Source organism: Acinetobacter sp. NyZ410, from assembly GCF_022828975.1.
Taxonomy (GTDB): Bacteria; Pseudomonadota; Gammaproteobacteria; order Pseudomonadales; family Moraxellaceae; genus Acinetobacter; species Acinetobacter guillouiae.
In genome coordinates this window covers 4,785,994-4,807,888 of the sequence record NZ_CP094620.1, presented here as the reverse complement: position 1 = coordinate 4,807,888, position 21,895 = coordinate 4,785,994, and the positions used below count along the sequence as shown (strand labels likewise).

The window sequence follows — 21,895 nt, the reverse complement described above, 5'->3', positions numbered from 1 at the left end:
GTAGGCACTATGGCACTTCCATATATCACGTTAGGGTCACCCACGACAGGTGGTGGAAAAATTATTTCTGCACAGTCTTCTTTTCTGATTGATGGTAAAGCGATTGCATGTGTAGGCGATAAGGCGACTTGTCCCAAGCATAAATGTGTCGCCAGCATTGTTGCTGGTGATAATCATATGTTGGTGATGGGAAAGCCCGCTGCGCAGCATAATTCACCTTTATCTTGCGGATGTAAATGTATTGGTGACCAGTCATTAACCGTCGGGCAAAATTAAATAATTCAGCTGTCTAGTCCTGAAATAGGTTGACACTTATTTCATACAAACGCTCGATGCATTTCATCGGGCGTTTTGTATTTTAGCGACATATGCGGTCTACGGACATTATAAATTTCTATAGACTCTGCAACCATTCGCCTAGCTTCTTCAAGATTCTTTGGTTTATGAAGTAAATATTCATTCTTCAATATACCGTTGACCCTTTCAGCTAAAGCATTCTGATAACAATCATATCCATCGGTCATAGAACATCGAATATTATGTTTCTGATGTAATTCCTGATATTTCTTTGAACAATATTGTATGCCTCGATCTGAATGATGAATTAGTGAATATTGTGGTGCTTTACGTTCCTTTAATGCCTTGATATATGCTTGGCTAACAGCTTCCGCACCTAAATTGTCATCCACATGATAACCCACTATTTTTCTAGACCAAGCATCAGTGATTAGGCTCAGATAAGCTTCTCCTGTTTCTATAGGAAGATAGGTTATATCTGCAACCCAAAGTTGCTCTGGTTTCTGTGGTATCACTTGCCCAATTCCAAACTTAACCAAGTTAGGATGCTTGTGAAAACGATGGTGGCTATTTGTTGTCTTATGATATGCGCGTTTAGGTTGTACTAATAAACGATGATCTCTGAGTAAATCAAACAATCGATCTCTACCAATAGTGATACCTATTATCGTATTCAGTAAATAATGGAGTTTCCTTGTTCCAATACGAGGCTGAAACATTCTTTCTTGTCGAACTTGCTTTAATACATTTTGTTCATATCTATATCTTAGGTTCGATTGCTGGCATTGTTTGTAATAAGCTTGTCGAGTGATATCAAGATAATGGCAACATTCAGTGATACTAAAACCTATCGCTTGTTTTTCTTTAATGGCTTGCCTTGTGGCTTTTTTGTAGTGCTTACTCCGTAATCTCGTTCGAGTATATTTATAATGGATTCAAATAACTCTGCTTTTCTTTTTGTTTCATATAACTGTTGTTCAAGCTCTTTGATTCTTTGTTCGGGTGTGAGTGGTAAAGGATCAGACATTTGTTTTTCTCCATGACGTAATGGGGTGCCTTGACTCCAATCTAATTTACCATGCTTTCTTAACCAAGCTAAAACAGTTGAACGCCCTTGAATACCATATCTACTCTGAGCTTGTTTATAAGTCATTTCACCTTTTTCAACTTGATCTACGACTGATAATTTAAAAGCTAAGCTGTAATCTCTTTGTGTTCTTTTAACTATTGTTTTCATTACACTCTCCAAATTTAAGTTTAGAAAGTGTCAACCTTATCTAGGACGGGACAAGCGTATAAAAAAAGCCCCATCATCCTGACGGGGCTTTTTCGTATTGGTTCGCTAGGTAAACTCCTGTTCTACCTCACTTCCTGATGTACAGACCGATTATAATTGTTTTATGTCTGGGAAACTTCCTGTTCCCTATGACTATAGAATAGGGGATTTGCTTCAACTTCCCTAGCCGTCAATGCATGCAAGTGATGTAAGCTAAAGCGTACAATGTGATTTTAGACATTGGCATATTGGATGAGTTTGTTTACCACAGATTTGACTGCTTTATTATCAAACTCATTTCCCTCAAAGGTTTCACTCTTACCACGTTGTCCAATATCTCGCAGTTCAATGACAGCATTAGAATCAATCATGCCAATAAAAGCACAGACTTGTTTAATTTGATCGATTGAACGTGAACCGTTGGTACCACCATAACTGACAAAAGCCGAAGGTTTGCTCTGCCATTCTTTATAAACGAAGTCGATGGCATTTTTCAGTACAGGACTATAGCCGTGATTGTATTCTGGGGTAATGAAAATAAATGCATCTCCAGAAGCAACTTTTTTCGCCCATTCTTGCTGTTTGGGCTGATCATAGATTCCTGAGGCGGGTGAATTTTTCCCGGCAAAGAAAGGTAAATCCCATTCTTTTAAATCTACAATTTCAACATTGAGGGTACTAAAGTCGAGTTTTTGGATTTCTTTAAGCAACCATTCTGCGACTTTAATGGCAACACGACCTTCTCGAATGCTGCCCACGATGATTTGGATATTCATTTATTTTCATCTCTATTTTTCTATTAAAACATTATGCGCAATCAAGGTCATAGGTACAGTAGTGATTTGTATATGATTTTAAAATTTTGAGTTAACAATAAGATTGATCAGGATTTGAATTTCCATTCTAATAAGGAAAATTTTAATTTTGAATCGATATGAAAGACGACATTGCACTGATTATGGCTTTACCCAATGAATCTAAAGGCTTATTTGAACAAGCAGGTATCACTGTCCATTATAGCGGGATTGGCAAGATTAATGCAGCCTATACGGCATTTGATGTTATTCAAAAAACCGGCTGTAAAACCATACTGAATTTAGGTAGTGCAGGAAGTTCTTTCTTTGATGCCCATGATTTGATTGAGGTAAAAACCTTTGTGCAACGTGATATGGATGTTTCCCCACTCGGTTTTGATGTGGGCGTTACGCCAATGGATGAGCATTTTCCTGGCGAAATTCATTTAGAATCGTATTTTCCACATTTAGCGCAGGGTGTTTGTGGTACAGGGGATAGTTTTGAAACAGGACAACCCAAAGTGAGCTGTAACTTGGTCGATATGGAAGGCTATGCACTGGCTAAAGTCTGTAAAAAATTAGATGTGCGTTTCGTTTCGATTAAATACATTACAGATGGTGCAAATGACACCGCACATTTAGATTGGGAAGATAATTTATTATTGGGTGCGCAAAAGTTGTTAAAACTATATCAGTCTATTTATTAAAGACTTAGTTTGTTTGAGTATTATATAAAGTTTAAAATTGAGTCTTGGCGACCATAGAACTCTATGGCCGTTTGCCAAAATAACCAATAAGTATATTGGATGATTAATTGCGCGGTAACACACCATATAAAGTCATATGGATTGTATGTTCAATTGCGCGTTGACACATACTTTTATTACGCAAAGTTTTACCAGTCACCATTTCAATTTGAGTACTAAAGTCTGCATAATTTTGAGTCAATGCCCAAATATTAATAATCAGCAATTCAGCATCGATTTGATCTGATATTTTACCTTGCGCCTGCCAGTTTAAAATCACTTTAGCTTTGCGTTTAAAGAGCTTTTTAAGCGGGCCTTTGAGGATCGGTAAAATATGTGGTGCACCTTGAATCACTTCTAACGCGAAAAGTTTTGAAGCTTTAGGCTGAGTTCTAGAGATTTCAATTTTGGTCATGATGTAATGTGACAAAGCCTCTGTCGGTTCCAATTCTGACTCAAGCGACTGCAACGGTGCTAACCATTTCTGCATAACTGTCGTTAGCACTTCAACATATAAGGCTTCTTTATTTTCATAGTAGTAGAAAATATTGGATTTATGCATATCTGCTAATTGAGCGATTTCATCTAGACTTGCGCCGTTGAAACCATAGACAGAAAATACGTCAAGTGCAGCATTGAGCAGCTGCTGGCGTTTTTGAGCACTCTTTTTTTGTTCCATCGCATCTTTAATCGAAAAACTGATTATTAAATTGTACGGTAAAATGTTTGATTTGTGCACAGAAAGCAGCATTATTTTGGTATATTTCTGATAAATAATGATGAAGTTTTATTATTAAGTCGATCGTAGATCCCTATTATCTAATTTTGCACTAAACTGGAGCAAATCTTATTTTAAAATTCTGTCAGTTATGACTTAATATTTAAATTTTGTGACATTTTTTAGTATAAGGTTAATTTTAGAGTTAATTTAAAAATTAGATAATCTTAAATAGCATGATTTAATTTTCATTTAAGAAAACTGACTTGCTTTAAAATACCCAGCTCATTTTTAATCAATAGAAACAGTTGAAAACTTAAACATATTTGTGACAGCGAACATTTTCTATCCGATCAAAATGACAAAATATTCGATTTAATTATTCAAGATCAGCAACATGGTTCCGCAAGGTTGGGGTTTTTTGGCATTTCATAAATGGTTTGCGTTGTAGGTTAAAATTGAGCATGAGACGTATACGTCGTAAAGCATGAATGAGAATAGCGAGACTATTTTCGAGTTTCATAACGAAGACTGAGATAATTTTAGCCACAACCCTGAGCAAGAACAAAGCACTGCTTTGTTTGCAGCGCAAGGCGCAGCGGGGGACTTGCGTGTTTTTTGCCGCTACTTCGTTACCTTGCGAAACGATGTTTCTCATCATTTAGAATGACTAAATTTCGTATTTCGCGCCTAGTATCGACTAAAAAATACACGTAGTCGCAAACATAGACGGATTGTCAGCAAACCCTAATATGTAAAGACAAAAATATTCTGCTCGACAATACCTTGCGTTGCCAACAAAAGGGTATTTTGTTGCTGTTCATGTCGCAAGCACAGCACTGAGTACCTGTTGTTCAAGTTCGGCAAATGCTACACCTTTTTGACGTGGACGTGGTAAATCGACTTGAAACTGTTGCGCAATATGTCCTTTATCCAAAAGAATAATACGATCTGCGAGTTGAACTGCTTCACTAACATCATGGGTAACCAGAATGGTGGTAAAGCCTTGTTCTAACCATAACTTTTCAATTAAATTCTGCATTTCTAGTCGCGTCAATGCATCTAAAGCACCTAAAGGTTCATCCAGTAATAAGACTCGTGGTGTATGTGACAAAGCACGAGCAAGCGCCGTTCGTTGACGTTGTCCACCAGAAAGCTGTGATGGCCAAAGTCCAGATTTCTCCTTTAATCCGACCTTTTCTAATAATTGCTCAGCTTTAGAAAATTGGTTTTTGGCTAGACCCAATTGCACATTTTTTAGAATACTTTTCCATGGCAATAAGCGTGGATCTTGGAACATCACCCGAATATCATCTGCAATGATCCCTTCACGGAAATTTAATAAAGATTTAAATTTGATTTCACCATAACTGGGTTGTTCTAAATCGGCAATTAAACGCAGTAGGGTACTTTTACCACAACCGCTACGCCCCACAATTGCAACGAATTCACCTGCTTCAATGTTTAAATCTAAGTCCTCAAGAACTTTAACTTCGCCATAATATTTATGCAGTTGTTCGATCGAAATTTCTGCACCAATTTTTGCTTGTTGTTCTTCAACAATCTCAGTTGGTGCCACCAAGTCATTGGCATATTGGCTAATGCTTAAATCGGTCATATCAGACTCCTATTTTTGATAACCTGCGTGCCAACGCAATAGGTATTTTTCTAAAAATTGTGCAAATACATCGGCAAGTTTGCCTAAAAGGGCATACAGCAAGATACCCACTAGCACGATATCTGTTTGTAAAAACTCACGCGCATTCATGGTCATATAACCAATTCCAGATTGTGCGGAAATTGTTTCTGCCACAATCAGCAGTACCCAAACCAACCCCAGTGAAAAGCGTAAACCCACTAAAATTGAAGGCATTGCGCCCGGTAAAATAATGTCTTTATACAATTGCCATCTGCTTAATCCATAGCTTTTTCCCATTTCAATCAATTGAGGATCAACTGAACGAATCCCATGATAGGTATTGATGTAGATCGGGAAAAACACACCGACAGCCACTAAAAAGAGTTTTGCAGACTCATCAATTCCAAACCATAAAATAACCAATGGAATCAGCGCCAATGCTGGAATATTTCGGATCATTTGCAAGGTGGTATCCAATAAGTTGGATGCAACTTTTGATGAGCCATTGAGTAGTCCCAAAAATAGACCAAGCCCACCACCAACTAAGAGGCCAAGTAGCGCGCGACCAGCACTGACTTTGACGTGCTGCCAAAGCTCACCGCTGACTAAAAGTGTCCAAAACGCAGAGACTACCGCTGTCGGTGCAGGTAAAACACGGCTTTCAAGCAATCCTGTTTTAGACGCAATTTGCCAAATGACAATCAGTAAAATCGGCACAATCCAAGGCAGCAAACGCTGCCCAATTTGTTTCGTTCCACGTGAAACGGCAGTACTTTTGGCTGGAGCAGCATTGTTAATTAAGGCATTCATGCAGGCTCCTGTAATGGTTTTTTATTTTCTTCAGGGGTGTAGTTATTGGCAACGATTTCGCCAAATGGTCCAGTCAAATTAGGTTGCGTGAGTTTCTTGCGTGTTTCCAACGGCAGTAATGGGAATACCAGTTCAGCAAAGCGAATAGATTCTTCCAAATGTGGGTAGCCTGAGAAAATAAAGGTATTGATGCCTAAATCTGCATATTCTTGGATACGATCTGCAACAGTCTGTGGATCACCGACCAAAGCCGTACCTGCACCACCACGAACGAGTCCAACTCCTGCCCAAAGATTTGGTGATACTTCAAGCTTACTACGATCACCATTATGTAGCTCAGCCATACGGCGCTGACCGACGGAATCCATTTGCTTAAATTTTTTCTGTGCAGCTGCGATCGTCGCATCATCTACATATTGGATCAGTTCATTGGCGGCTTGCCATGCTTGCTCATTGGTCTCGCGAACAATAACATGTAAACGAATACCATAATTAAGTTGACGACCTTTGGCATCGGCTTTTGCTTTTACTACAGCAATTTTTTCTTTGACCGCAGCAGGTGGTTCGCCCCAAGTTAAATAGGTATCAACTTGCTCAGCAGCCAATTCAATCGCATCTTCAGAAGAGCCCCCAAACCAGAGTGGTGGGTAAGGTGCTTGAATCGGTGGATAAAGCAACTTGGCATCATCTACACTTAAACGTTCGCCATGGAAGGTAAATGATTCACCGGTATGTGAACGTTTTAAAATTTCACGCCAAATCGTGGTGTATTCAGCTGCTGTTTTATAACGTGAAGCGTGGTCTTCGTATACGCCATCACCTTTCAATTCTTGCTCATCACCACCTGTAACGAGGTTGAGTAAAACCCGCCCATTGGATAGACGATCAAAAGTTGCAGCCATACGTGCTGCAAGCGCTGGTGTTGTTACGCCTGGACGTAACGCAACCAAGAATTTTAAATTTTTAGTCGCATCAATCAGGCTCGCAGCAGTAATCCATGGATCTTCACATGAACGTCCCGTGGGAATGAGTACACCTTCATAGCCCAAATTATCCACAGCTACAGCAATTTGTTTCATATAAGCATGGTCAACTTGGCGAGCGCCTTTGCTTGTACCTAAATAACGACTGTCACCGTGAGTAGGAATAAACCAGAAGATTTTCATTTCATTCATCCTTAGAAAAATATTATTTCGCCGTCCAAACGGCTTGTTTGATATCAATGCTGTTTGGAATAATTTTGAGTTCGCTAAAACGATTGGCCAGCTGTTGCTGATCTGCAATTACTTTTGCTGAAAGCGGTGCTGCACCAGAAGGTCTTGGGCGTCGCTCAATAAAAGTTTGACTAACTTTCGGTTTTAAACCAGTGCTTTGCCCGATGGCTTGCGCTGTTGCGACACGATTGGCTTGTACCCATTTATCAGCAGTATTAATTTGCTGGATAATGCCTTTAACTGCTTGAGGATATTTCTTTACAAAATCTGGCGATGCTAAATAGAAGGTATAATTCGGACTTAAACCTTGCCCTGAAGCGAGGATACGCGCCTGATCTTCGACTTGAGCAGAAGCAAAGAATGGGTCCCAAATCGCCCAAGCGTCGACAGCACCTTTTTGAAATGCAGCACGGGCATCAGCAGGGGTTAACCAAATCGGTTGAATATCTGACCATTGCAAACCAGCTTTACGGACAGCTTGTACCAATAAATAATGTGCACTTGAGCCTTTCTGCAACGCAATACGTTTACCTTTCAATTCATTCAGTTTGGTGATTTTTGAATCTTTAGGCACTAAAATTGCCGAAGCCAACGGCTTGGCTGCTTCATAGGCAATGTAGTACAGCGGTTTATTCGCGGCTTGAGCATATACTGGTGGAGTATCGCCAGTGACACCAACATCCAACGAACCTACAGCAAGGGCTTCTAAAATTTGAGGGCCCGCAGGGAATTCATTCCAAGTGATTTTGGCATTTGGGAATTCTTTCTCATACAGCTTTTGTTGTTTGGCGATTGCAAAATTAATAGAACTTTTTTGAAAACCAATACGTAATTCTTTTACCGTTGGATCGATTGCCCATACAGAGGCTGAACCCAGCATTGCGCTACAGATCAACATCGTGGTCATGGCATGAGTCGTTGCATTGAACCATGATGCTGTATTGTGTTGCGAGATTTGCTGGGTCATATTGATGTCCTCTTTAACGGCGCTGTTGGCGAAATTAGTTCGCTAAAACAGCTGCTTGAATGTTGATTTTATTGGGAATGAGTTTTTGTTGATAAAAAGCATCTGCGACAGCTTGCTGTTTCTTTACTACGTCGTTAGAAATTGGAGTCACACCAAAACCCATACGAGAAATTGAGGTATTCAAAATATCAAGCGGTAAGCCTGTCGGTTTTTCTAAGAGTTTTGCCGCATCGGTTTGATGTTGAGACACCCACTGCGTTGTCGTATTCAGTTCATTGACCACAATTTTTAAAACATCGGGATGTTGTTCAGCAAACTTACGATCAGCCAAATAGAATTGGTGGTTGTTGACCAAGTTTTGACCTGTCGCAATGACTTTGGCATTGAGTTGTTTTTCAGCAGCAGCAAAGAACGGATCCCAAATGACCCAAGCATCTACAGCACCTTTTTCAAAAGCAGCACGAGCATCAGCTGGTGGTAGGTAGACCACTTGAATATCATTAAGTTTTAAATGATTTGCTTCTAAAACTTTGAGTAAAAGATAATGTACATTTGAACCTTTATTCAAAACTACACGCTTACCTTTTAAATCATGGACTGATTGAATGGCTGAATCTTTCGGCACAATTAAGGCTTCAGCCAAAGGTGCAGCAGGTTGATTGGCAACATAGACCAGATTTGAGTTTGCAGCTTGGGCGAAAATAGGCGGTGCTTCCCCAGATTCACCAAAGGCGACACTACCGACATTTAAACCTTCTAGCAGTTGAGGACCAGCAGGGAATTCAACCCATTTCACATTTACCCCTTTTTCCTTTAAGGCTTTATCTAAGTCGCCACGTGCTTTGATAATGGGCAAGACCCCATATTTTTGAAAACCGATATTTAAGGTTGTGGTTTCTTGTGGTTTTGAGCATCCAGTAAGCATCATGATGGTGGCAAGGCTAGCACTTATAAGGGTGATTTTTTTCCACGAAGGTTGAAATAAGCTCGCCATGAGTCACGATGCTCCTATAAAGTCAGAAAAAGGCATGAGCATCAGCTTAAAAGGCTTTGTATTTTCAAAAAAATAAGTTTTTAGTGATTGCTAATGAAAAAAACAGATAAATAATTAACTGCTAAGCTTAGCTATAAATGAGAAATATAAAGTGGATATTCTATAAAAATATAATGTTATAAGAATTTGAAAATTATGATGTTATTTGTATTATTCAATCGCCATATATAGATTCCACCCTCAAGAATAAGAAAATATTCTGCTTGATGGAATCTATAGCGATAAGCTTAGCAGCAAATGTGATAATTGATTGAGAATAAAAAAAATCATCAATTTTAAGCAATTGATTTTTTAAAGACCATCGAATTACGTTGATAGTTATACAGCGCTTGTCGGGCTTCGGGTAAATCATCAACATTGGCCAGTTCAAATCCATGCTCTAAGAACCAGTGTGCGGTTCGCGTGGTTAATACAAACAGTTGTTGAATACCCAATTGACGTGCATTTTCTTCTAGGAAATGCAAAATTTGGCTACCACGATTAGATTTGCGATAGCTTGGGTGTACGGCTACACAAGCAATTTCGGCCGATTGCACTTCATTGTCTGTTGATGGAATCGGGTAGAGCGCAGCACAGGCGAGAATTGTTCCATCTCGTTCAATGACGGCAAACTTTTCGATTTCATTTTCTAAACGTTCGCGTGAGCGATAGACTAAAATACCTTCATCTTCCAGAGGGCGTAATAGATTAATCAAACCGCCAACATCACCAATATTTGCCATACGAACTTCTTCATAATGGGCATCGGTGATCATGGTGCCATGTCCATCACGGGTGAAGAGCTCTTTAATCAATGCACCATCATCGCTATAGGAAAGCAGATGAACGCGATTTACGCCTTTTAGTGAGGCTTCTTTTGCATTGTGCAAATGCAAAGCGATTTCAAAATTTGAATCTTGGTATTTTTCAATATGCTTATCGAGTTGCTGCGGGGTAATTTCACGTCTCAATTGCCCATATTCATCCATTAAGCCTTGTTGATTGCCTAAAAAAATCAATTTATCGGCTTTGATATGAATGGCCGTTTTTGTCGCAACTTCTTCTGCAAGTAAATTAAATACTTCACCGGTGGTGGAATACCCTGTAGGGCCAAGTAACACAATATTTTGATTGCCTAAATGGCCTTGAATGGCTTCAGTATCAATCGTGCGGACTTCGCCAGTGAGTTGGAAATCGACACCATCACGAATGCCATAGGGCTTTGCTGTGACAAAATTACCTGAGACCACATCAATGCGTGCGCCAAACATAGGTGAATTGGCTAGCCCCATAGACAATAATGCTTCGATTTGTAGACGAATCGAACCAACGGCACTCATAACACAAGGCAGCGATTCACGTGTGGTGACACGACGGTTGATATGGATCGGGCTTTGAATTTTATTGTGAAGCAAGTTGGCCGTAATTTGCGGGCGAGCGCCGTGGACTAAAATGAGTCGTATGCCTAATGAATGCAGTAGCGCAATATCATGGATAATATGCTGAAAATTTTCATGTTCAACAGCTTCACCACCAAACATCAATACAAAAGTTTTACCACGATGGGCATTGATATAGGGTGCAGAGTGACGAAACCAATGCACGTATTCTTGCGTTGTGCTTTGTATTGTTTCTAAACTGTCGGTTTGCATGCCTATCTCAGTATTGATGATTGCGATACAGCGATTCTAAACAAAAATAGTGCAAGAATAATAGTCAAAATAAAAAAAGCACTCGAACGTGGGAGGACGAGTGCAAAAGGGTCATATGAGTGTTGCGATTCAGATTGGATTATTGAGTTAAAAACCAAATATTTTAAGGATTACTGTTCCTTGAAATGACATAATCTAATCTTTTCATTTTGAACAATTTACTGAGAATATTTGCCTTTTTAGCTAATTCAATAATTCACCAGTTCAGATTCAATCTAATCGTAAAATATAGAGAAACTATGGAGATATAAATGAAAGTATGTAGTTTATTTATTTGCCTAATCAATTAGATTATAATCATATTCTCAAAATGTGAAAAAACCCAAGCTGAGTTGGGTTTAAAAGTTAAAATATTGGCATTAACCAATCACACGAATAATACGATTATTTCGCTCATTTACCAGCACATAATCACCATTTACTTTATACCATTGCTGATATCTTCCAGGTTTAGGTAACTGGCGGTAGTTTTTATAATTGACATGATAACGCGAAGAATTGAATTGAGTCGGGAAGTATTGCCCAGAGCGCCAGCGCTGACTCGAATTTACTCGGTTGTCATAATGGTTGTTGTTATTCCAACGATTGTCATATTTATGATCCCAATGGTTTTGTTGATAGCGATTGTGATCATTTCGATGATAATCATGCGGTGCAGCCATCGCAGACGTTGCAATCAGCGCACTCATCGATAAAGCCAGTGTCGTTAAGATATTTTTCATTTGATTCACCTGAATTGAACTTTTGTCCTTTGATCTAATCAAATTACTCAATAATTTGAGATAAACGGTGAGCAAGATTTAGGTGAATTGTGAAATGTATGAAGACTTGATGAAGAGACCCATTGGGGTTTTTCTTTTCATAAATAAAAAAGCCCAAAAAAGAATTTGGGCTGTAAATATGTAGTTTGGATATTATCGAATCACACGGATAATATGATGGTTGCGTTCATTAACCAGTACATAACGACCATCTACTTTATACCAGCGTTCAAACTTAGCTGGTTGATGCAGGTTTTTGTATGCACGATAATCATTTACGTAATAGCGATTGTCATGATAACGATCAGGTAAAATGACACCTTCTCGCCATTCAAATTTTTCATGTGATGCAACAGGGCGATGATTTTGACCATGATCCCAGTCAGCCATTGCTGAAGTAGCAACTAAGGCACTGAGTGATAGTGTGATTGCGCTTAGAACTTTTCTCATTTGAATCGACCTTTTCAGACGGATGCTTTATCCGATCATTCAAATTACAATTTAAGTTAAGATAAAAAATGGAGAAATATCATTCAATTGTCAATTTTATGGAGTTTTTTAAAAACAGATTGTAATGATGAAATTTAGACAAAAAAAAGCTCAAACAAAAAGGTGTTTGAGCCCATGAAACCAAAATATTTAAAAACTACATTCCTCGGATATTCACAATATTATTATTGTCTGAGTCGACCAAGATATAGTCATTGTTAATCTTATACCACTGTTGATTACGTGAAGGTTTTGGAAGATTTTCTTCTTTATAATCAACTTTATAACTATTACCACGATAATGCTGTGGCATTACATAACCCATTTGCCATTTGTGCTGTTGCAAACGTTTTACACCACGTTCTTCACGTTCACGACGTTGTTCTTGAATGTTGTCATCGTCATTACCACGATCACGATGATTGCGTCCACGATCTCCACGGTCACTTTTGCCACGATCAAAACCATTGTCATCGTCAAAATGAGGACCTGCACTGCTGATCTGAGCCGTCAACAGCGTTGATAAAGAGATGGCGATGATCGCTAAAATCTTTTTCATAATCGTCCTCGCTTATTCAATATGTTTATTTTGACCTCACTACTGTACTGCTAAATTGCAGAGAAACTGTGAAGAAAGTTCAGTTTTTCATTTAAAATGACAGACATAATAAAAACATATTTATGTAAAAGTGAAAAGGGTTATTGCAAAGCTTTGAGCTGTAATGCATCGCAGCAAATTTTTTTTAGCGGAATATGTGACTAAAAAATGTAAATATTTATGAAAATAAACTTGTATGCAGGCTTAGAGAGATGACCCCGCTATAAATTGAGCCTGAATGATTAATACCACTGCTGATTCATCTGCTTTAAACAATTGATTGCTTTGATCATCTCTTTAGCTTGATGGGCATCATCTAAGGCCTGAATAAACTGATTTGGGAGCTGTAATTGTTCGATAGAGCGAATCATCTCTACTTTATGTTTTAAATCTTTCATAAAAAAATGCCTCAAATTGATCTGCTTAACTTGAGTACCACTATAGAGTAAGCGTTGTTATTTGAGAAACTGAATAAAATTATCATTTTTATTGGGTAAAACGATTTTTATATGGGCTTTTATTAAATTTTTATTTTGACTCTATGACCAATATTTTAAATGACAGAATCCCTTATGATTTTCTCCACACTTCGAAAAGCGTGGAGAAAGAGAAATGTCAACAGACCCTAATCTTGTGCGTCGATACTCTCACCATTCAACGCAAGGCTATCATCTCCCATGAGGTAGAGATAAGCTGGCATGATGGCTTCAGGTGATGGTAAAACCTTTGGATCCTCATCAGGATAAGCTTTGGCACGCATAGCGGTACGGGTCCCACCTGGGTTGATACAGTTATAACGAATATTTGGATAAGTATTTTCTTTGGCAAATATTTTACTGACCGCTTCAATTGCAATCTTTGAAACCGAGTAAGCGCCCCATTGTGCACGTGCTTCGCGTCCTACACCAGAGCTGGCGAAAACGACTGATGCATTTTCAGATTTTTCCAGTAAAGGCAGTAATTCTTGGGTGAGCACAAAGGGTGCACGTAAATTCACCGCCATAACATCATCCCAGACTTCTTCTGGATAATGTGCCAACTCAACACGCTCTCCTAAGATTCCGGCATTATGCAAAATACCATCTAAGCGGCCAAATTGTTGCTCTAGAGTATCGACGAGCAGTTCATAGTCACGTGAAGAGGCAGTAGAAAGCTGCAAAGGAAGAATGGCAGGTTGCGGGGCACCAAGTGATTCAATTTCATCATAAATGACTTCAAGTTTATTGAGCGTGCGGCCATGTAACACGACTGTTGCGCCGTGTAAGGCGTAGCTGAGCGCAGCTGCACGTCCAATACCGTCTCCCGCACCCGTAATGAGGATAATTTTATCCTTCAATAAATCTGGGCGAGGTTGATATTCTGAATACTTCATGGGAGACCTCCTATAGTTGTTATGATGTCATTTAGGCTTTAGACGCAATGTCGTTACCCGATTAAACAATGTTTCTCATCATTTAGAATGATTAAATTTTATATGTCTTACTTTGCCTTGTTAGAAAAGTACTGCTTCTCGTAAAGCAAGTCGAAGTGCCAACAGCGCTATCTTCTATATAAAAACATTGAAACATCATATTCAAGATGTTTCAGTGTTATTTATCATGTTGTTGGGTAAATTGAATGATTTTCTTGGGCTTTAACTATTCACAAGTTTTCGAATAACTTGATGTAATTCATCGACATTCTCTACGATACAGTCAGCTTGCCAAGCATTTAAATCATCTTTGTACTGTAATGGTAAATAACCATATGCTGCGAGGATTGTATACATTTGCGCATTACGTCCTGCATCAATATCGCGCGGATGATCACCGACATAGATACATTGTTCAGGTGCAATCTCAATTTGCTTTGCCGCCAGATACATCGGCTCAGGATCTGGTTTAGTCTGAGCGACATCTTCAGGGCAGACCAGAACAGCGCAACGTTGTGTGAGGTTCAATGCGTTCAATAATGATTCACTTAGCCAACGTGGTTTATTGGTCACAATACCCCAAGGGATCTGTCGGCTTTCTAACTCTGCCAAAAGTGGATACATACCCGCAAACAGATCTGTGTCTACCGCAATGTCATCACCATACTGATCTAAAAAGCGTTGGCGATGCGCTAAAAAGACTGGATCATCCACTTCAAGTTCAGGATAAACCAGTTTTACCATTGCGCGTGCACCCTCAGAAACTTGAGTGCGGATTAAATCCGCATCAACCACTGCGCGTCCTTCTTCTCGACACATATTTTGAATAATACGGATAAAATCCGCAGCCGTATCAATCAGTGTCCCATCTAAATCAAAAAGAACAGCTTGCATCAAACACCTTCATTCACAGTATAAACCATGTAATTCACATCAACATTGGGCGCAAGCCAGTAATGCTTTGTGAGTGGATTGTAGTGTAAGCCCGTCATATCTTTAAGTTTTAAGCCTGAGTTACGAATGTCATCTGCAAGTTCAGACGGTTTAATAAATTTATGATAATCATGGGTGCCTTTTTTCAATAAACGTAATACATATTCCGCACCAATAATTGCGAATAAATAAGACTTAGGATTACGGTTAATTGTTGAGAAAAACACATGACCATTTGGTTTAACTAACTTTTGACATGCTTGGATGATAGATGCTGGGTCAGGAACGTGTTCCAACATTTCCATGCATGTAACAATATCGTATTGTCCTGCTTGTTCTTCTGCGAGTTGTTCCACAGGAACTTGGCGATATTCAATATTTTGAACATTTTCCTGTTCAGCGTGTAAGCGAGCCACATTCAATGGCGCTGCCCCCATATCGATACCTAAAACATCGGCACCACGACGCGCCATACTTTCAGCCAAAATCCCGCCGCCACAGCCCACATCAAGAATCTTTTTGCCTGTAAGACCATTGGCATGTTCATCAACCCAGTTTAAACGCAGTGGATTGATTTGATGTAAAGGTCTGAACTCAGAGTGTTGATCCCACCATAAAGCAGCAAGTGCTTCAAATTTAGCAATTTCCTGTGGATCAACATTAAGTTGCGACATGCCGGGCACCTCTAAGTAAATTGTTTTAATCAAAAATTAAGTTCAGTTATGCTAGTGTTTGTTAACACTTCGTCTATTTATGAAATATCAACAGACCCTAGTGTAACCATAAATCCAGAAAAAGCGATGAATCGTGTAAAAAACTTCACAGAAGGAAAACGATTTTCCCATATTTGTTTTATAGTGAATGCATAAGCTATACGAGATGACTACGAGGACAATAAAGTCAATGAAAAAATTTATTTTAGGTGGCATGACTGCCATGGTGATGGCGTTTTCTGTAAATGCCATGGCTGCCGATTTTGTTGCAGGTAAAGATTATACCGTGGTGCAAAACCCAGGAAAAGTTTCAGTTCCGGGTAAAATTGAAGTACGTGAGTTCTTTTGGTATGGATGCCCTCACTGCTTTACATTAGAACCGCATATGCAAGCGTGGTTAAAGAAGATCCCTAAAGATGTCAACTTTATCCGTACACCTGCAGCAATGAATCCATTATGGGAACAAGGTGCTCGCGCATATTATGTGAGTGAAGCATTGGGTGTACGTAAACGTACGCATTTGCCTTTATTCCATACCAATCATGCAGGTAATCAGCAAGTTCTACAAAAAGATGCTTTTGCTAAATTCTTTACTCAGTACGGTGTGCCTGAGGCGAAATTTAACAGTATGTATAGTTCTTTTGCGATCACTGCAAAAATTGCTGAATCAAATCAATTGGCACAACAGTACCAGCTTTCAGGGGTGCCTGCTGTTGTGGTAAATGGTAAATATGTGGTTCAAGGTGAAGATGGTAAAGTGACGCAAGTTGTTGACTATCTGATCAATAAAGAACGTAAAGCCAAATAAGCTTTGCTGTTTTTAAAACCCGCAATTGAATTGCGGGTTTTTTATTGCTAGTGATATAAGGGGAGGAGTTTGTGAGATAAATTAAGCTTTATCTCGATCCCAATTTTCGATGCCTTTAAAAATTAAGCGGATTTGCGTCACCGATTGTTTTTTAAGCACCATTTTTTGTAACTCAAGTTCGATGCCTGAGTATTGTCGAGATAAGTTGATCCATGACATTGCCCAAGTAAAAGATAAATTAATCAAAATATTGGTGATCACTTTTAAATCATTTTCATCATGAAAATTTGCGATAACTTCAAACTTTTTTAACGCGTTGGCAAGATCATCATTTAGGAAGTCAATTTCACGGGCGATGGCTTTACGTACTACCTCTGAACCACCCCAACGTTCCGCGATCATAAAAATCCATTGTTGCGGACTGCTGTCTACAGCCTCAAAAAACAGCGCCATGCTGGTTTTGGTTTTGGCTTCAGGATGCGCTAGGCCTTTGCCTAATTGATGTAGGACATTCTTTAAATACAGCGCAACTTGATCCACCAGCTCTTTACCCAATTCATCCATATCTTGGAAATGGCGATAAAACGCTGTCGGAACCAAACCGACTTCACGGGCAACTTCTCGCAAACTGATACTCGAAAATGAACGACCCGATGTGCTTAAAGTTAAAGCAGCATCAAGTAAAGCCTGACGGCTTTGCTGTTTTCGTTCATCGCGTATCGACATTCTGGTATCCAAAGATTTTTGTTGTGATGAGTCTATCAAAAATAAAAACAAATTAAACGACGAATGTCAGTGTACAGGTGTTGACTGAATTTAAAAAATGATTATAGTGTACATATGTTCACTAAAAGAACGTTTGTTCACTCAATAAATAGCAAGCACAAAGAGGAACGTCACATGAGTAGCTATATGCAGTATCAGCCAGAATGGGTTCGTGAGGATTTTGTCGATTTTATCGCTGAAAAAATCAATCCTGTTTGGGCTTGGAAGAAGGTAAAAGCCACGATTATTAAAACTCGTGCATTAAGCCCTGATTTTTATCAAATTCAATTACGCCCAAATCGTAATTTTAAGCATCAGCAGTTTAAAGCGGGACAATCTGTTCTTGTAACTGTTGAAATTGCGGGTGTACGTCAACAACGCAGTTACTCTGTGGTTAAATTTTTGAATAATGGCGATATGATCATTGCTGTAAAACAGCAGGGTAAAGTCTCCAATGCACTGAGCCAGATGGCTTTTGGTCGCATTGTTGAACTGTCACAAGCTCAGGGTGATTTTGTTTTAGCTCAAGACGCGTCACCATTGTTATTGATTGCGTCAGGCAGTGGAGTTACCGCAATCCATTCTTTATTGCTTGAAGCACTTAAAGATTCAAATCGTCCAATTGATTTAATTTATTTTAGTCGTGATGAGGCTTTTCATACAGATCTAGAACAGCTTTATCAGCAACACGCATTGTTAAATTATCACTATATTCACACCGCTCAACAAAAGCAGCATTTAACCATCGAGTTATTGGAAAGTTTGGTTCCTGATTTCAAGCAGCGTCAAAGCTATGCGTGTGGTGCACGTGCAATGATGCAAAGCATCAATCAAATTTTTCAAGATTTGAATATCACAGATCGTTTGAAACAAGAGTATTTCCAGATTGCGGTAGATGAAAGCCTAGAAGCACAACCGATTGTTTTTTTACGTTCACAACAAGAGTTTGCTGCGAAATCAAACCTACTTGAAAGTGCTGAACAAGCGGGATTAAAGCCAACTCATGGTTGTCGTATGGGGATTTGTAATACCTGTACTTGTACCAAAGTGAGTGGTTCGACCAAAAATATGCTGACAGGTGAAATTGACCATGCTTCAAATACACAGATCAAATTGTGTATCAGCCAAGCGATAAGCCCTGTGGTCATTAATCTGTAAATTAAAACAATCATTTAAATAAATTTAAACAACTTCTCGGTCTGTTGAACCTAGGCGTAGGAAGTTGTACCCAAAATTCAGCTAAGGCTTCTAAAAATGAAGCGCTGAGGAGCAAGACAATGAATATGTCAGTTACTTTTCCAAACAGTAAATCGAAACATTTAAACCCAGAACAAACCGCAGAATTTGGTCGCCGTGTTGATGAAATCCGTCGTGAAATCATGGACAGTTTAGGTGAACAAGATGCCAAGTATATTTATAAAATCCGTAATTTTGTTCGTTATAGTGAAATTGCTTCACGTGGTATGTTGATGTTTGGCGGATGGATTCCACCTGTTTGGGTGGTGGGTACGGGATTGCTGGGAATTTCTAAAATCGTAGAAAATATGGAGCTGGGTCATAATGTTATGCATGGTCAATTCGATTGGTTAAATGACCCGAGTTTGAATGGTGCAAACTACGACTGGGATACCATGGCAACAGGTGATGATTGGAAATACACACATAATTATGTGCATCACACTTATACGAATATTGTCGGTAAAGATCATGATGTGGGTTATGGTTTACTCCGCGTTAGTGAATCACAAAAATGGGAACCGCGCTTTTTGTTTAATATTCCTTTAGCGATTCAATTGATGGTGTTTTTTGAATGGTATGTTGGCTTACAAAATCTACATTTGGAAGATGCGCTGATCTATAAAACAAAAACATGGAAACAGGTCTGGGCAGATGCGGCAAAATTTCGTAAAAAAGCTCGCCGTCAAATTCTAAAAGATTATGTGTTTTTTCCTGTGATTGCAGGCCCCAACGCTTTGCCAGTGTTAGCTGGGAATGCCATTGCCAATGTGATCCGCAGTTTGTGGTCTTCAGCGGTGATCTTTAATGGTCATTTCACTGAAGATGCAGAGACTTTTGAAGCCGATAATGTGGAAAATGAAACTCGTGCTGAATGGTATTTACGTCAGATTCGTGGTTCAAGTAACTTTACTGGAACAGACTGGTTGCATATTTTGAGTGGGAATTTAAGTCATCAGATTGAACATCATTTGTTCCCTGATATGCCAGCCAATCGTTATTCAGAAGCTGCTCCAAAAATTAGAGCTTTATGTGCAGAATATGGCATCAACTATAATGAAGCAGATTTCCTGAAACAGTTTGGCAGTGTATGGGTACGTTTAGCCAAATGCTCTTTGCCAAATAGTTTAACAACCACCATTACTCAGTCTTTACAAAAGTTGAAGGGTATTTTTGCTTAAACAAAGTTTTTGCGATGTGTAAGCATTGGTGTTGCTGAGGTACTTATTTTGCTTCATTCAACTGGTGCAATAGCTGTTGAAAATAGATCCTCAATTGTTGTTAGAAGAACCTTATTGAGTTAGATAAGGTTCTTCTATTGCTTTTAAAGTGATGTTTAAATTCAGTGATTTTTAATTTTTTGTATAAGCTAAGTTATGTAAGTTTGAGAATATTTTTAAGGTATTTAATAAACATATTTCCTTATACGAAATTTAAGCATCAACAAGTCATTGTCTTTCAAACATCGTTTTATTATACCTTTTCTTTTGCAGAGTTATGCTTAAAATCTATTAGGAAACAATAGGTTTAAGTCGTAATTGCTCGACCCATACATTAGGAACACCATTAAAGTAGTCTCGTAATCTATCCTCTACATGTTCAGGGTCCCATACTGCTGCACGTTCGAAATCTTTCACCTCTTCATATGTTGCGGGGAATTCAAAGCAATCTTTATCTTTTTCAAAATACACGGAAATACTTTTATCAAAGGGATCTTGCTTAAAAAAATAAACTTGCTCCTTTAATTCATCACTAACAGCGTAATTATCAATGAAATTCCATTTTTTTGACTTAAATGCATACTTCATTACACAAACTTTAAATAAGATTTTTTGAGAAACAATACGGTTTAGATCTTGTTCTAAGTTTTTTGTTTTTAGTTCATAGAATCCCATCAGTATCGAGTTTAAAACTACACCATAGCCATACAAAGAATCATCTAATTCAATTCCAAATACATCACCTTCTTTTATACGTCTACGCCTTTTTTGATTTACCATCAATAGACTTCCGTCATAAATCAAAAAACGTACAATTTATTTGATCTTAAATTAATCAGCAAAATTATTTAATTCAAGGGATAATCCTTGGATGAAATTCAAAGATATTCAAAAATTATCAGACGTTAAGTTTCGTAGGCTTACCGGTGTTAGTTGGGCTACATTTAACCTCATGTTGGCCGAGCTAAATAAGCATTTACCTCGTCATATTGGTAAAGGACGACCGCATAAATTACCGTTGGAAGATCGCTTGCTCTTATGTATAGAATATTGGAGAGAATATCGAACATTTTTCCATCTTGGTATGAGTTACGGTGTATCTGAAACGAGTGCAATTCGTATCACACGTGTTATTGAAGATACCTTAATCCGTTCTGGAAAATTTAACTTGCCAAAACAACTTCCTAATCGAGATGAAGTGGATTGGGAAGTTGTTGTGATTGATGCAACTGAAATATTAGTTCAACGTCCAAAAAAAACAGAAGAAATGGTATAGCGGTAAAAAAAAGCGACATACCTTTAAATTTCAGCTATCTATGCACTATACAACAGGTGAAATACTGAGTGTATGTGGAAGTCATGGAAGCATGCATGATTTTAAAATATTTAAAAAAAGTATGAGGAAATTAAAATTTAAGCCCTTTTTTATCGTTGATAAGGGGTATTTAGGGATAAAAAAATTGGGTTTTGGATGCCTCATGCCATCTAAAGCAAAGAAAACTGAAAAATTAGATTCTGAATTAAAAAAGTTAAATAGAGAGATTGGTCGTAGACGAATTCAAGTAGAGCATGTATTTGGAAGGATGAAATGTTTTAAGATTTTATCTTGTGTATATAGAAATCGTCGTAAAAGATTAAACCTGCGGTTTAATTTACTTGCTGGCATATACAATTTAGATTGGGTGAAAGATAAACAATTAAATTGATTGAAAAATGATTTATGAAGGAAGTCTAATATATAGTTCCAAATAGCTA

Annotated in this window: 24 protein-coding genes and 1 pseudogene; 7 read left to right on the top strand and 18 right to left on the bottom strand. The window is 38.5% G+C overall.

The window, feature by feature from the left end; translation table 11 throughout:
- Positions 1-9 precede the first annotated feature (9 nt).
- The gene (locus MTO68_RS22745; RefSeq protein WP_004723549.1) at positions 10-276 is read left to right on the top strand and encodes a PAAR domain-containing protein; all 267 of its coding nucleotides are present in this window, start codon (positions 10-12) and stop codon (positions 274-276) included.
- Positions 277-317: 41 nt separating this feature from the next.
- On the opposite strand, the gene MTO68_RS22740 is transcribed toward MTO68_RS22745, so the two are convergent.
- Positions 318-1,534, bottom strand: a protein-coding gene (locus MTO68_RS22740; RefSeq protein ID WP_244014476.1) for an IS3 family transposase whose coding sequence is annotated in 2 segments (ribosomal slippage) — positions 318-1,189 and positions 1,189-1,534 — 1,218 coding nt in all. Because the reading frame shifts where the segments join, the coding sequence is not laid out codon by codon here.
- 272 nt (positions 1,535-1,806) lie between these two features.
- Positions 1,807-2,349, bottom strand: a complete 543-nt coding sequence (locus MTO68_RS22735; RefSeq protein ID WP_004723548.1) for an NAD(P)H-dependent oxidoreductase — start codon at positions 2,347-2,349, stop codon at positions 1,807-1,809.
- Between the two features lie 158 nt (positions 2,350-2,507).
- Between MTO68_RS22735 and MTO68_RS22730 the strand changes: the two genes are divergently transcribed.
- Positions 2,508-3,074 carry a 5'-methylthioadenosine/S-adenosylhomocysteine nucleosidase gene (locus MTO68_RS22730; RefSeq protein WP_244014474.1) on the top strand — a complete coding sequence of 189 codons (567 nt, stop codon included), beginning with the start codon at positions 2,508-2,510 and terminating at the stop codon, positions 3,072-3,074.
- A 103-nt stretch (positions 3,075-3,177) separates the two neighbouring features.
- On the opposite strand, the gene MTO68_RS22725 is transcribed toward MTO68_RS22730, so the two are convergent.
- The 14 genes from MTO68_RS22725 to ubiG all read right to left on the bottom strand — a co-directional run bounded on the left by MTO68_RS22725 (position 3,178) and on the right by ubiG (position 16,072).
- Positions 3,178-3,792 (bottom strand): TetR/AcrR family transcriptional regulator, encoded by a 615-nt coding sequence (locus tag MTO68_RS22725; protein WP_016539535.1) that lies wholly within the window; start codon positions 3,790-3,792, stop codon positions 3,178-3,180.
- An 859-nt stretch (positions 3,793-4,651) separates the two neighbouring features.
- Positions 4,652-5,449, bottom strand: a complete 798-nt coding sequence (locus MTO68_RS22720; protein ID WP_105714168.1) for an ATP-binding cassette domain-containing protein — start codon at positions 5,447-5,449, stop codon at positions 4,652-4,654.
- A 9-nt stretch (positions 5,450-5,458) separates the two neighbouring features.
- Positions 5,459-6,280, bottom strand: coding sequence for an aliphatic sulfonate ABC transporter permease SsuC (gene ssuC, locus MTO68_RS22715; protein ID WP_004723544.1), 822 nt, complete (start codon positions 6,278-6,280; stop codon positions 5,459-5,461).
- Positions 6,277-7,446: an FMNH2-dependent alkanesulfonate monooxygenase gene (ssuD, locus tag MTO68_RS22710; RefSeq protein WP_004723543.1), complete on the bottom strand. Its 1,170-nt coding sequence runs from the start codon at positions 7,444-7,446 to the stop codon at positions 6,277-6,279. Before ssuD ends, ssuC begins: the two co-directional genes overlap by 4 nt.
- A 22-nt stretch (positions 7,447-7,468) precedes the next feature.
- Positions 7,469-8,401, bottom strand: a complete 933-nt coding sequence (locus MTO68_RS22705) for a sulfonate ABC transporter substrate-binding protein (RefSeq protein WP_085942780.1) — start codon at positions 8,399-8,401, stop codon at positions 7,469-7,471.
- 94 nt (positions 8,402-8,495) lie between these two features.
- Entirely contained in the window at positions 8,496-9,455 is a 960-nt protein-coding gene (locus MTO68_RS22700) for a sulfonate ABC transporter substrate-binding protein (RefSeq protein WP_244014473.1), read from the bottom strand.
- Between the two features lie 335 nt (positions 9,456-9,790).
- Positions 9,791-11,146: an amino-acid N-acetyltransferase gene (gene argA / locus MTO68_RS22695; protein WP_034618293.1), complete on the bottom strand. Its 1,356-nt coding sequence runs from the start codon at positions 11,144-11,146 to the stop codon at positions 9,791-9,793.
- A 419-nt stretch (positions 11,147-11,565) separates the two neighbouring features.
- Entirely contained in the window at positions 11,566-11,928 is a 363-nt protein-coding gene (locus MTO68_RS22690) for an RcnB family protein (protein ID WP_004823605.1), read from the bottom strand.
- A 192-nt stretch (positions 11,929-12,120) separates the two neighbouring features.
- The gene (locus MTO68_RS22685) at positions 12,121-12,417 is read right to left on the bottom strand and encodes an RcnB family protein (RefSeq protein ID WP_004723538.1); all 297 of its coding nucleotides are present in this window, start codon (positions 12,415-12,417) and stop codon (positions 12,121-12,123) included.
- Between the two features lie 196 nt (positions 12,418-12,613).
- On the bottom strand, positions 12,614-13,015 hold the full coding sequence (locus MTO68_RS22680; RefSeq protein WP_034614751.1) for an RcnB family protein: 402 nt from the start codon (positions 13,013-13,015) through the stop codon (positions 12,614-12,616).
- 281 nt (positions 13,016-13,296) lie between these two features.
- Complete coding sequence (locus MTO68_RS22675) at positions 13,297-13,452, bottom strand: hypothetical protein (protein ID WP_167468963.1); 156 nt, start codon at positions 13,450-13,452, stop codon at positions 13,297-13,299.
- 227 nt (positions 13,453-13,679) lie between these two features.
- Positions 13,680-14,426, bottom strand: a complete 747-nt coding sequence (locus tag MTO68_RS22670; protein WP_004723535.1) for a YciK family oxidoreductase — start codon at positions 14,424-14,426, stop codon at positions 13,680-13,682.
- Positions 14,427-14,687: 261 nt separating this feature from the next.
- Positions 14,688-15,362: an HAD-IA family hydrolase gene (locus tag MTO68_RS22665; protein ID WP_224964464.1), complete on the bottom strand. Its 675-nt coding sequence runs from the start codon at positions 15,360-15,362 to the stop codon at positions 14,688-14,690.
- A complete protein-coding gene (gene ubiG / locus MTO68_RS22660) occupies positions 15,359-16,072 on the bottom strand; it encodes a bifunctional 2-polyprenyl-6-hydroxyphenol methylase/3-demethylubiquinol 3-O-methyltransferase UbiG (protein ID WP_004723533.1) in 714 nt (237 codons plus the stop codon). Before ubiG ends, MTO68_RS22665 begins: the two co-directional genes overlap by 4 nt.
- A gap of 229 nt (positions 16,073-16,301) precedes the next feature.
- Here ubiG and MTO68_RS22655 point away from each other — a divergent pair, with 229 nt between their 5' ends.
- Positions 16,302-16,919, top strand: a complete 618-nt coding sequence (locus MTO68_RS22655) for a thiol:disulfide interchange protein DsbA/DsbL (protein WP_004723532.1) — start codon at positions 16,302-16,304, stop codon at positions 16,917-16,919.
- Positions 16,920-17,000: 81 nt separating this feature from the next.
- On the opposite strand, the gene MTO68_RS22650 is transcribed toward MTO68_RS22655, so the two are convergent.
- On the bottom strand, positions 17,001-17,645 hold the full coding sequence (locus tag MTO68_RS22650) for a TetR family transcriptional regulator (RefSeq protein WP_209828850.1): 645 nt from the start codon (positions 17,643-17,645) through the stop codon (positions 17,001-17,003).
- Between the two features lie 174 nt (positions 17,646-17,819).
- Here MTO68_RS22650 and MTO68_RS22645 point away from each other — a divergent pair, with 174 nt between their 5' ends.
- Together MTO68_RS22645 and MTO68_RS22640 are read left to right on the top strand one after the other, a co-directional pair.
- Entirely contained in the window at positions 17,820-18,842 is a 1,023-nt protein-coding gene (locus MTO68_RS22645) for a ferredoxin reductase (protein ID WP_244014471.1), read from the top strand.
- 125 nt (positions 18,843-18,967) lie between these two features.
- Positions 18,968-20,101, top strand: a complete 1,134-nt coding sequence (locus MTO68_RS22640; protein WP_244016014.1) for an acyl-CoA desaturase — start codon at positions 18,968-18,970, stop codon at positions 20,099-20,101.
- A 330-nt stretch (positions 20,102-20,431) separates the two neighbouring features.
- Here the strand turns inward: MTO68_RS22640 and MTO68_RS22635 are convergent, their stop codons facing one another.
- The gene (locus tag MTO68_RS22635) at positions 20,432-20,920 is read right to left on the bottom strand and encodes an immunity 26/phosphotriesterase HocA family protein (protein WP_105714175.1); all 489 of its coding nucleotides are present in this window, start codon (positions 20,918-20,920) and stop codon (positions 20,432-20,434) included.
- A 91-nt stretch (positions 20,921-21,011) separates the two neighbouring features.
- Here MTO68_RS22635 and MTO68_RS22630 point away from each other — a divergent pair, with 91 nt between their 5' ends.
- Both MTO68_RS22630 and MTO68_RS22625 read left to right on the top strand, forming a co-directional pair.
- On the top strand, positions 21,012-21,416 hold the full coding sequence (locus MTO68_RS22630; protein ID WP_008942454.1) for a transposase family protein: 405 nt from the start codon (positions 21,012-21,014) through the stop codon (positions 21,414-21,416).
- 37 nt (positions 21,417-21,453) lie between these two features.
- A pseudogene (locus MTO68_RS22625) lies at positions 21,454-21,846 on the top strand (transposase family protein); the annotation flags it as partial.
- Positions 21,847-21,895 lie beyond the last annotated feature (49 nt).

Excerpts from the sequence above, each read along its gene's own strand:
- MTO68_RS22745 (WP_004723549.1), top strand. The coding sequence starts at position 10 with ATGGCACTTCCATATATCACGTTAGGGTCACCCACGACAGGTGGTGGA.
- MTO68_RS22735 (WP_004723548.1), bottom strand. The coding sequence starts at position 2,349 with ATGAATATCCAAATCATCGTGGGCAGCATTCGAGAAGGTCGTGTTGCC.
- MTO68_RS22730 (WP_244014474.1), top strand. The coding sequence starts at position 2,508 with ATGAAAGACGACATTGCACTGATTATGGCTTTACCCAATGAATCTAAA.
- MTO68_RS22725 (WP_016539535.1), bottom strand. The coding sequence starts at position 3,792 with ATGGAACAAAAAAAGAGTGCTCAAAAACGCCAGCAGCTGCTCAATGCT.
- MTO68_RS22720 (WP_105714168.1), bottom strand. The coding sequence starts at position 5,449 with ATGACCGATTTAAGCATTAGCCAATATGCCAATGACTTGGTGGCACCA.
- ssuC (WP_004723544.1), bottom strand. The coding sequence starts at position 6,280 with ATGAATGCCTTAATTAACAATGCTGCTCCAGCCAAAAGTACTGCCGTT.
- ssuD (WP_004723543.1), bottom strand. The coding sequence starts at position 7,446 with ATGAAAATCTTCTGGTTTATTCCTACTCACGGTGACAGTCGTTATTTA.
- MTO68_RS22705 (WP_085942780.1), bottom strand. The coding sequence starts at position 8,401 with ATGACCACGATGTTGATCTGTAGCGCAATGCTGGGTTCAGCCTCTGTA.
- MTO68_RS22700 (WP_244014473.1), bottom strand. The coding sequence starts at position 9,455 with ATGGCGAGCTTATTTCAACCTTCGTGGAAAAAAATCACCCTTATAAGT.
- argA (WP_034618293.1), bottom strand. The coding sequence starts at position 11,146 with ATGCAAACCGACAGTTTAGAAACAATACAAAGCACAACGCAAGAATAC.
- MTO68_RS22690 (WP_004823605.1), bottom strand. The coding sequence starts at position 11,928 with ATGAAAAATATCTTAACGACACTGGCTTTATCGATGAGTGCGCTGATT.
- MTO68_RS22685 (WP_004723538.1), bottom strand. The coding sequence starts at position 12,417 with ATGAGAAAAGTTCTAAGCGCAATCACACTATCACTCAGTGCCTTAGTT.
- MTO68_RS22680 (WP_034614751.1), bottom strand. The coding sequence starts at position 13,015 with ATGAAAAAGATTTTAGCGATCATCGCCATCTCTTTATCAACGCTGTTG.
- MTO68_RS22675 (WP_167468963.1), bottom strand. The coding sequence starts at position 13,452 with ATGAAAGATTTAAAACATAAAGTAGAGATGATTCGCTCTATCGAACAA.
- MTO68_RS22670 (WP_004723535.1), bottom strand. The coding sequence starts at position 14,426 with ATGAAGTATTCAGAATATCAACCTCGCCCAGATTTATTGAAGGATAAA.
- ubiG (WP_004723533.1), bottom strand. The coding sequence starts at position 16,072 with ATGTCGCAACTTAATGTTGATCCACAGGAAATTGCTAAATTTGAAGCA.
- MTO68_RS22655 (WP_004723532.1), top strand. The coding sequence starts at position 16,302 with ATGAAAAAATTTATTTTAGGTGGCATGACTGCCATGGTGATGGCGTTT.
- MTO68_RS22650 (WP_209828850.1), bottom strand. The coding sequence starts at position 17,645 with ATGTCGATACGCGATGAACGAAAACAGCAAAGCCGTCAGGCTTTACTT.
- MTO68_RS22645 (WP_244014471.1), top strand. The coding sequence starts at position 17,820 with ATGAGTAGCTATATGCAGTATCAGCCAGAATGGGTTCGTGAGGATTTT.
- MTO68_RS22640 (WP_244016014.1), top strand. The coding sequence starts at position 18,968 with ATGTCAGTTACTTTTCCAAACAGTAAATCGAAACATTTAAACCCAGAA.
- MTO68_RS22635 (WP_105714175.1), bottom strand. The coding sequence starts at position 20,920 with ATGGTAAATCAAAAAAGGCGTAGACGTATAAAAGAAGGTGATGTATTT.
- MTO68_RS22630 (WP_008942454.1), top strand. The coding sequence starts at position 21,012 with ATGAAATTCAAAGATATTCAAAAATTATCAGACGTTAAGTTTCGTAGG.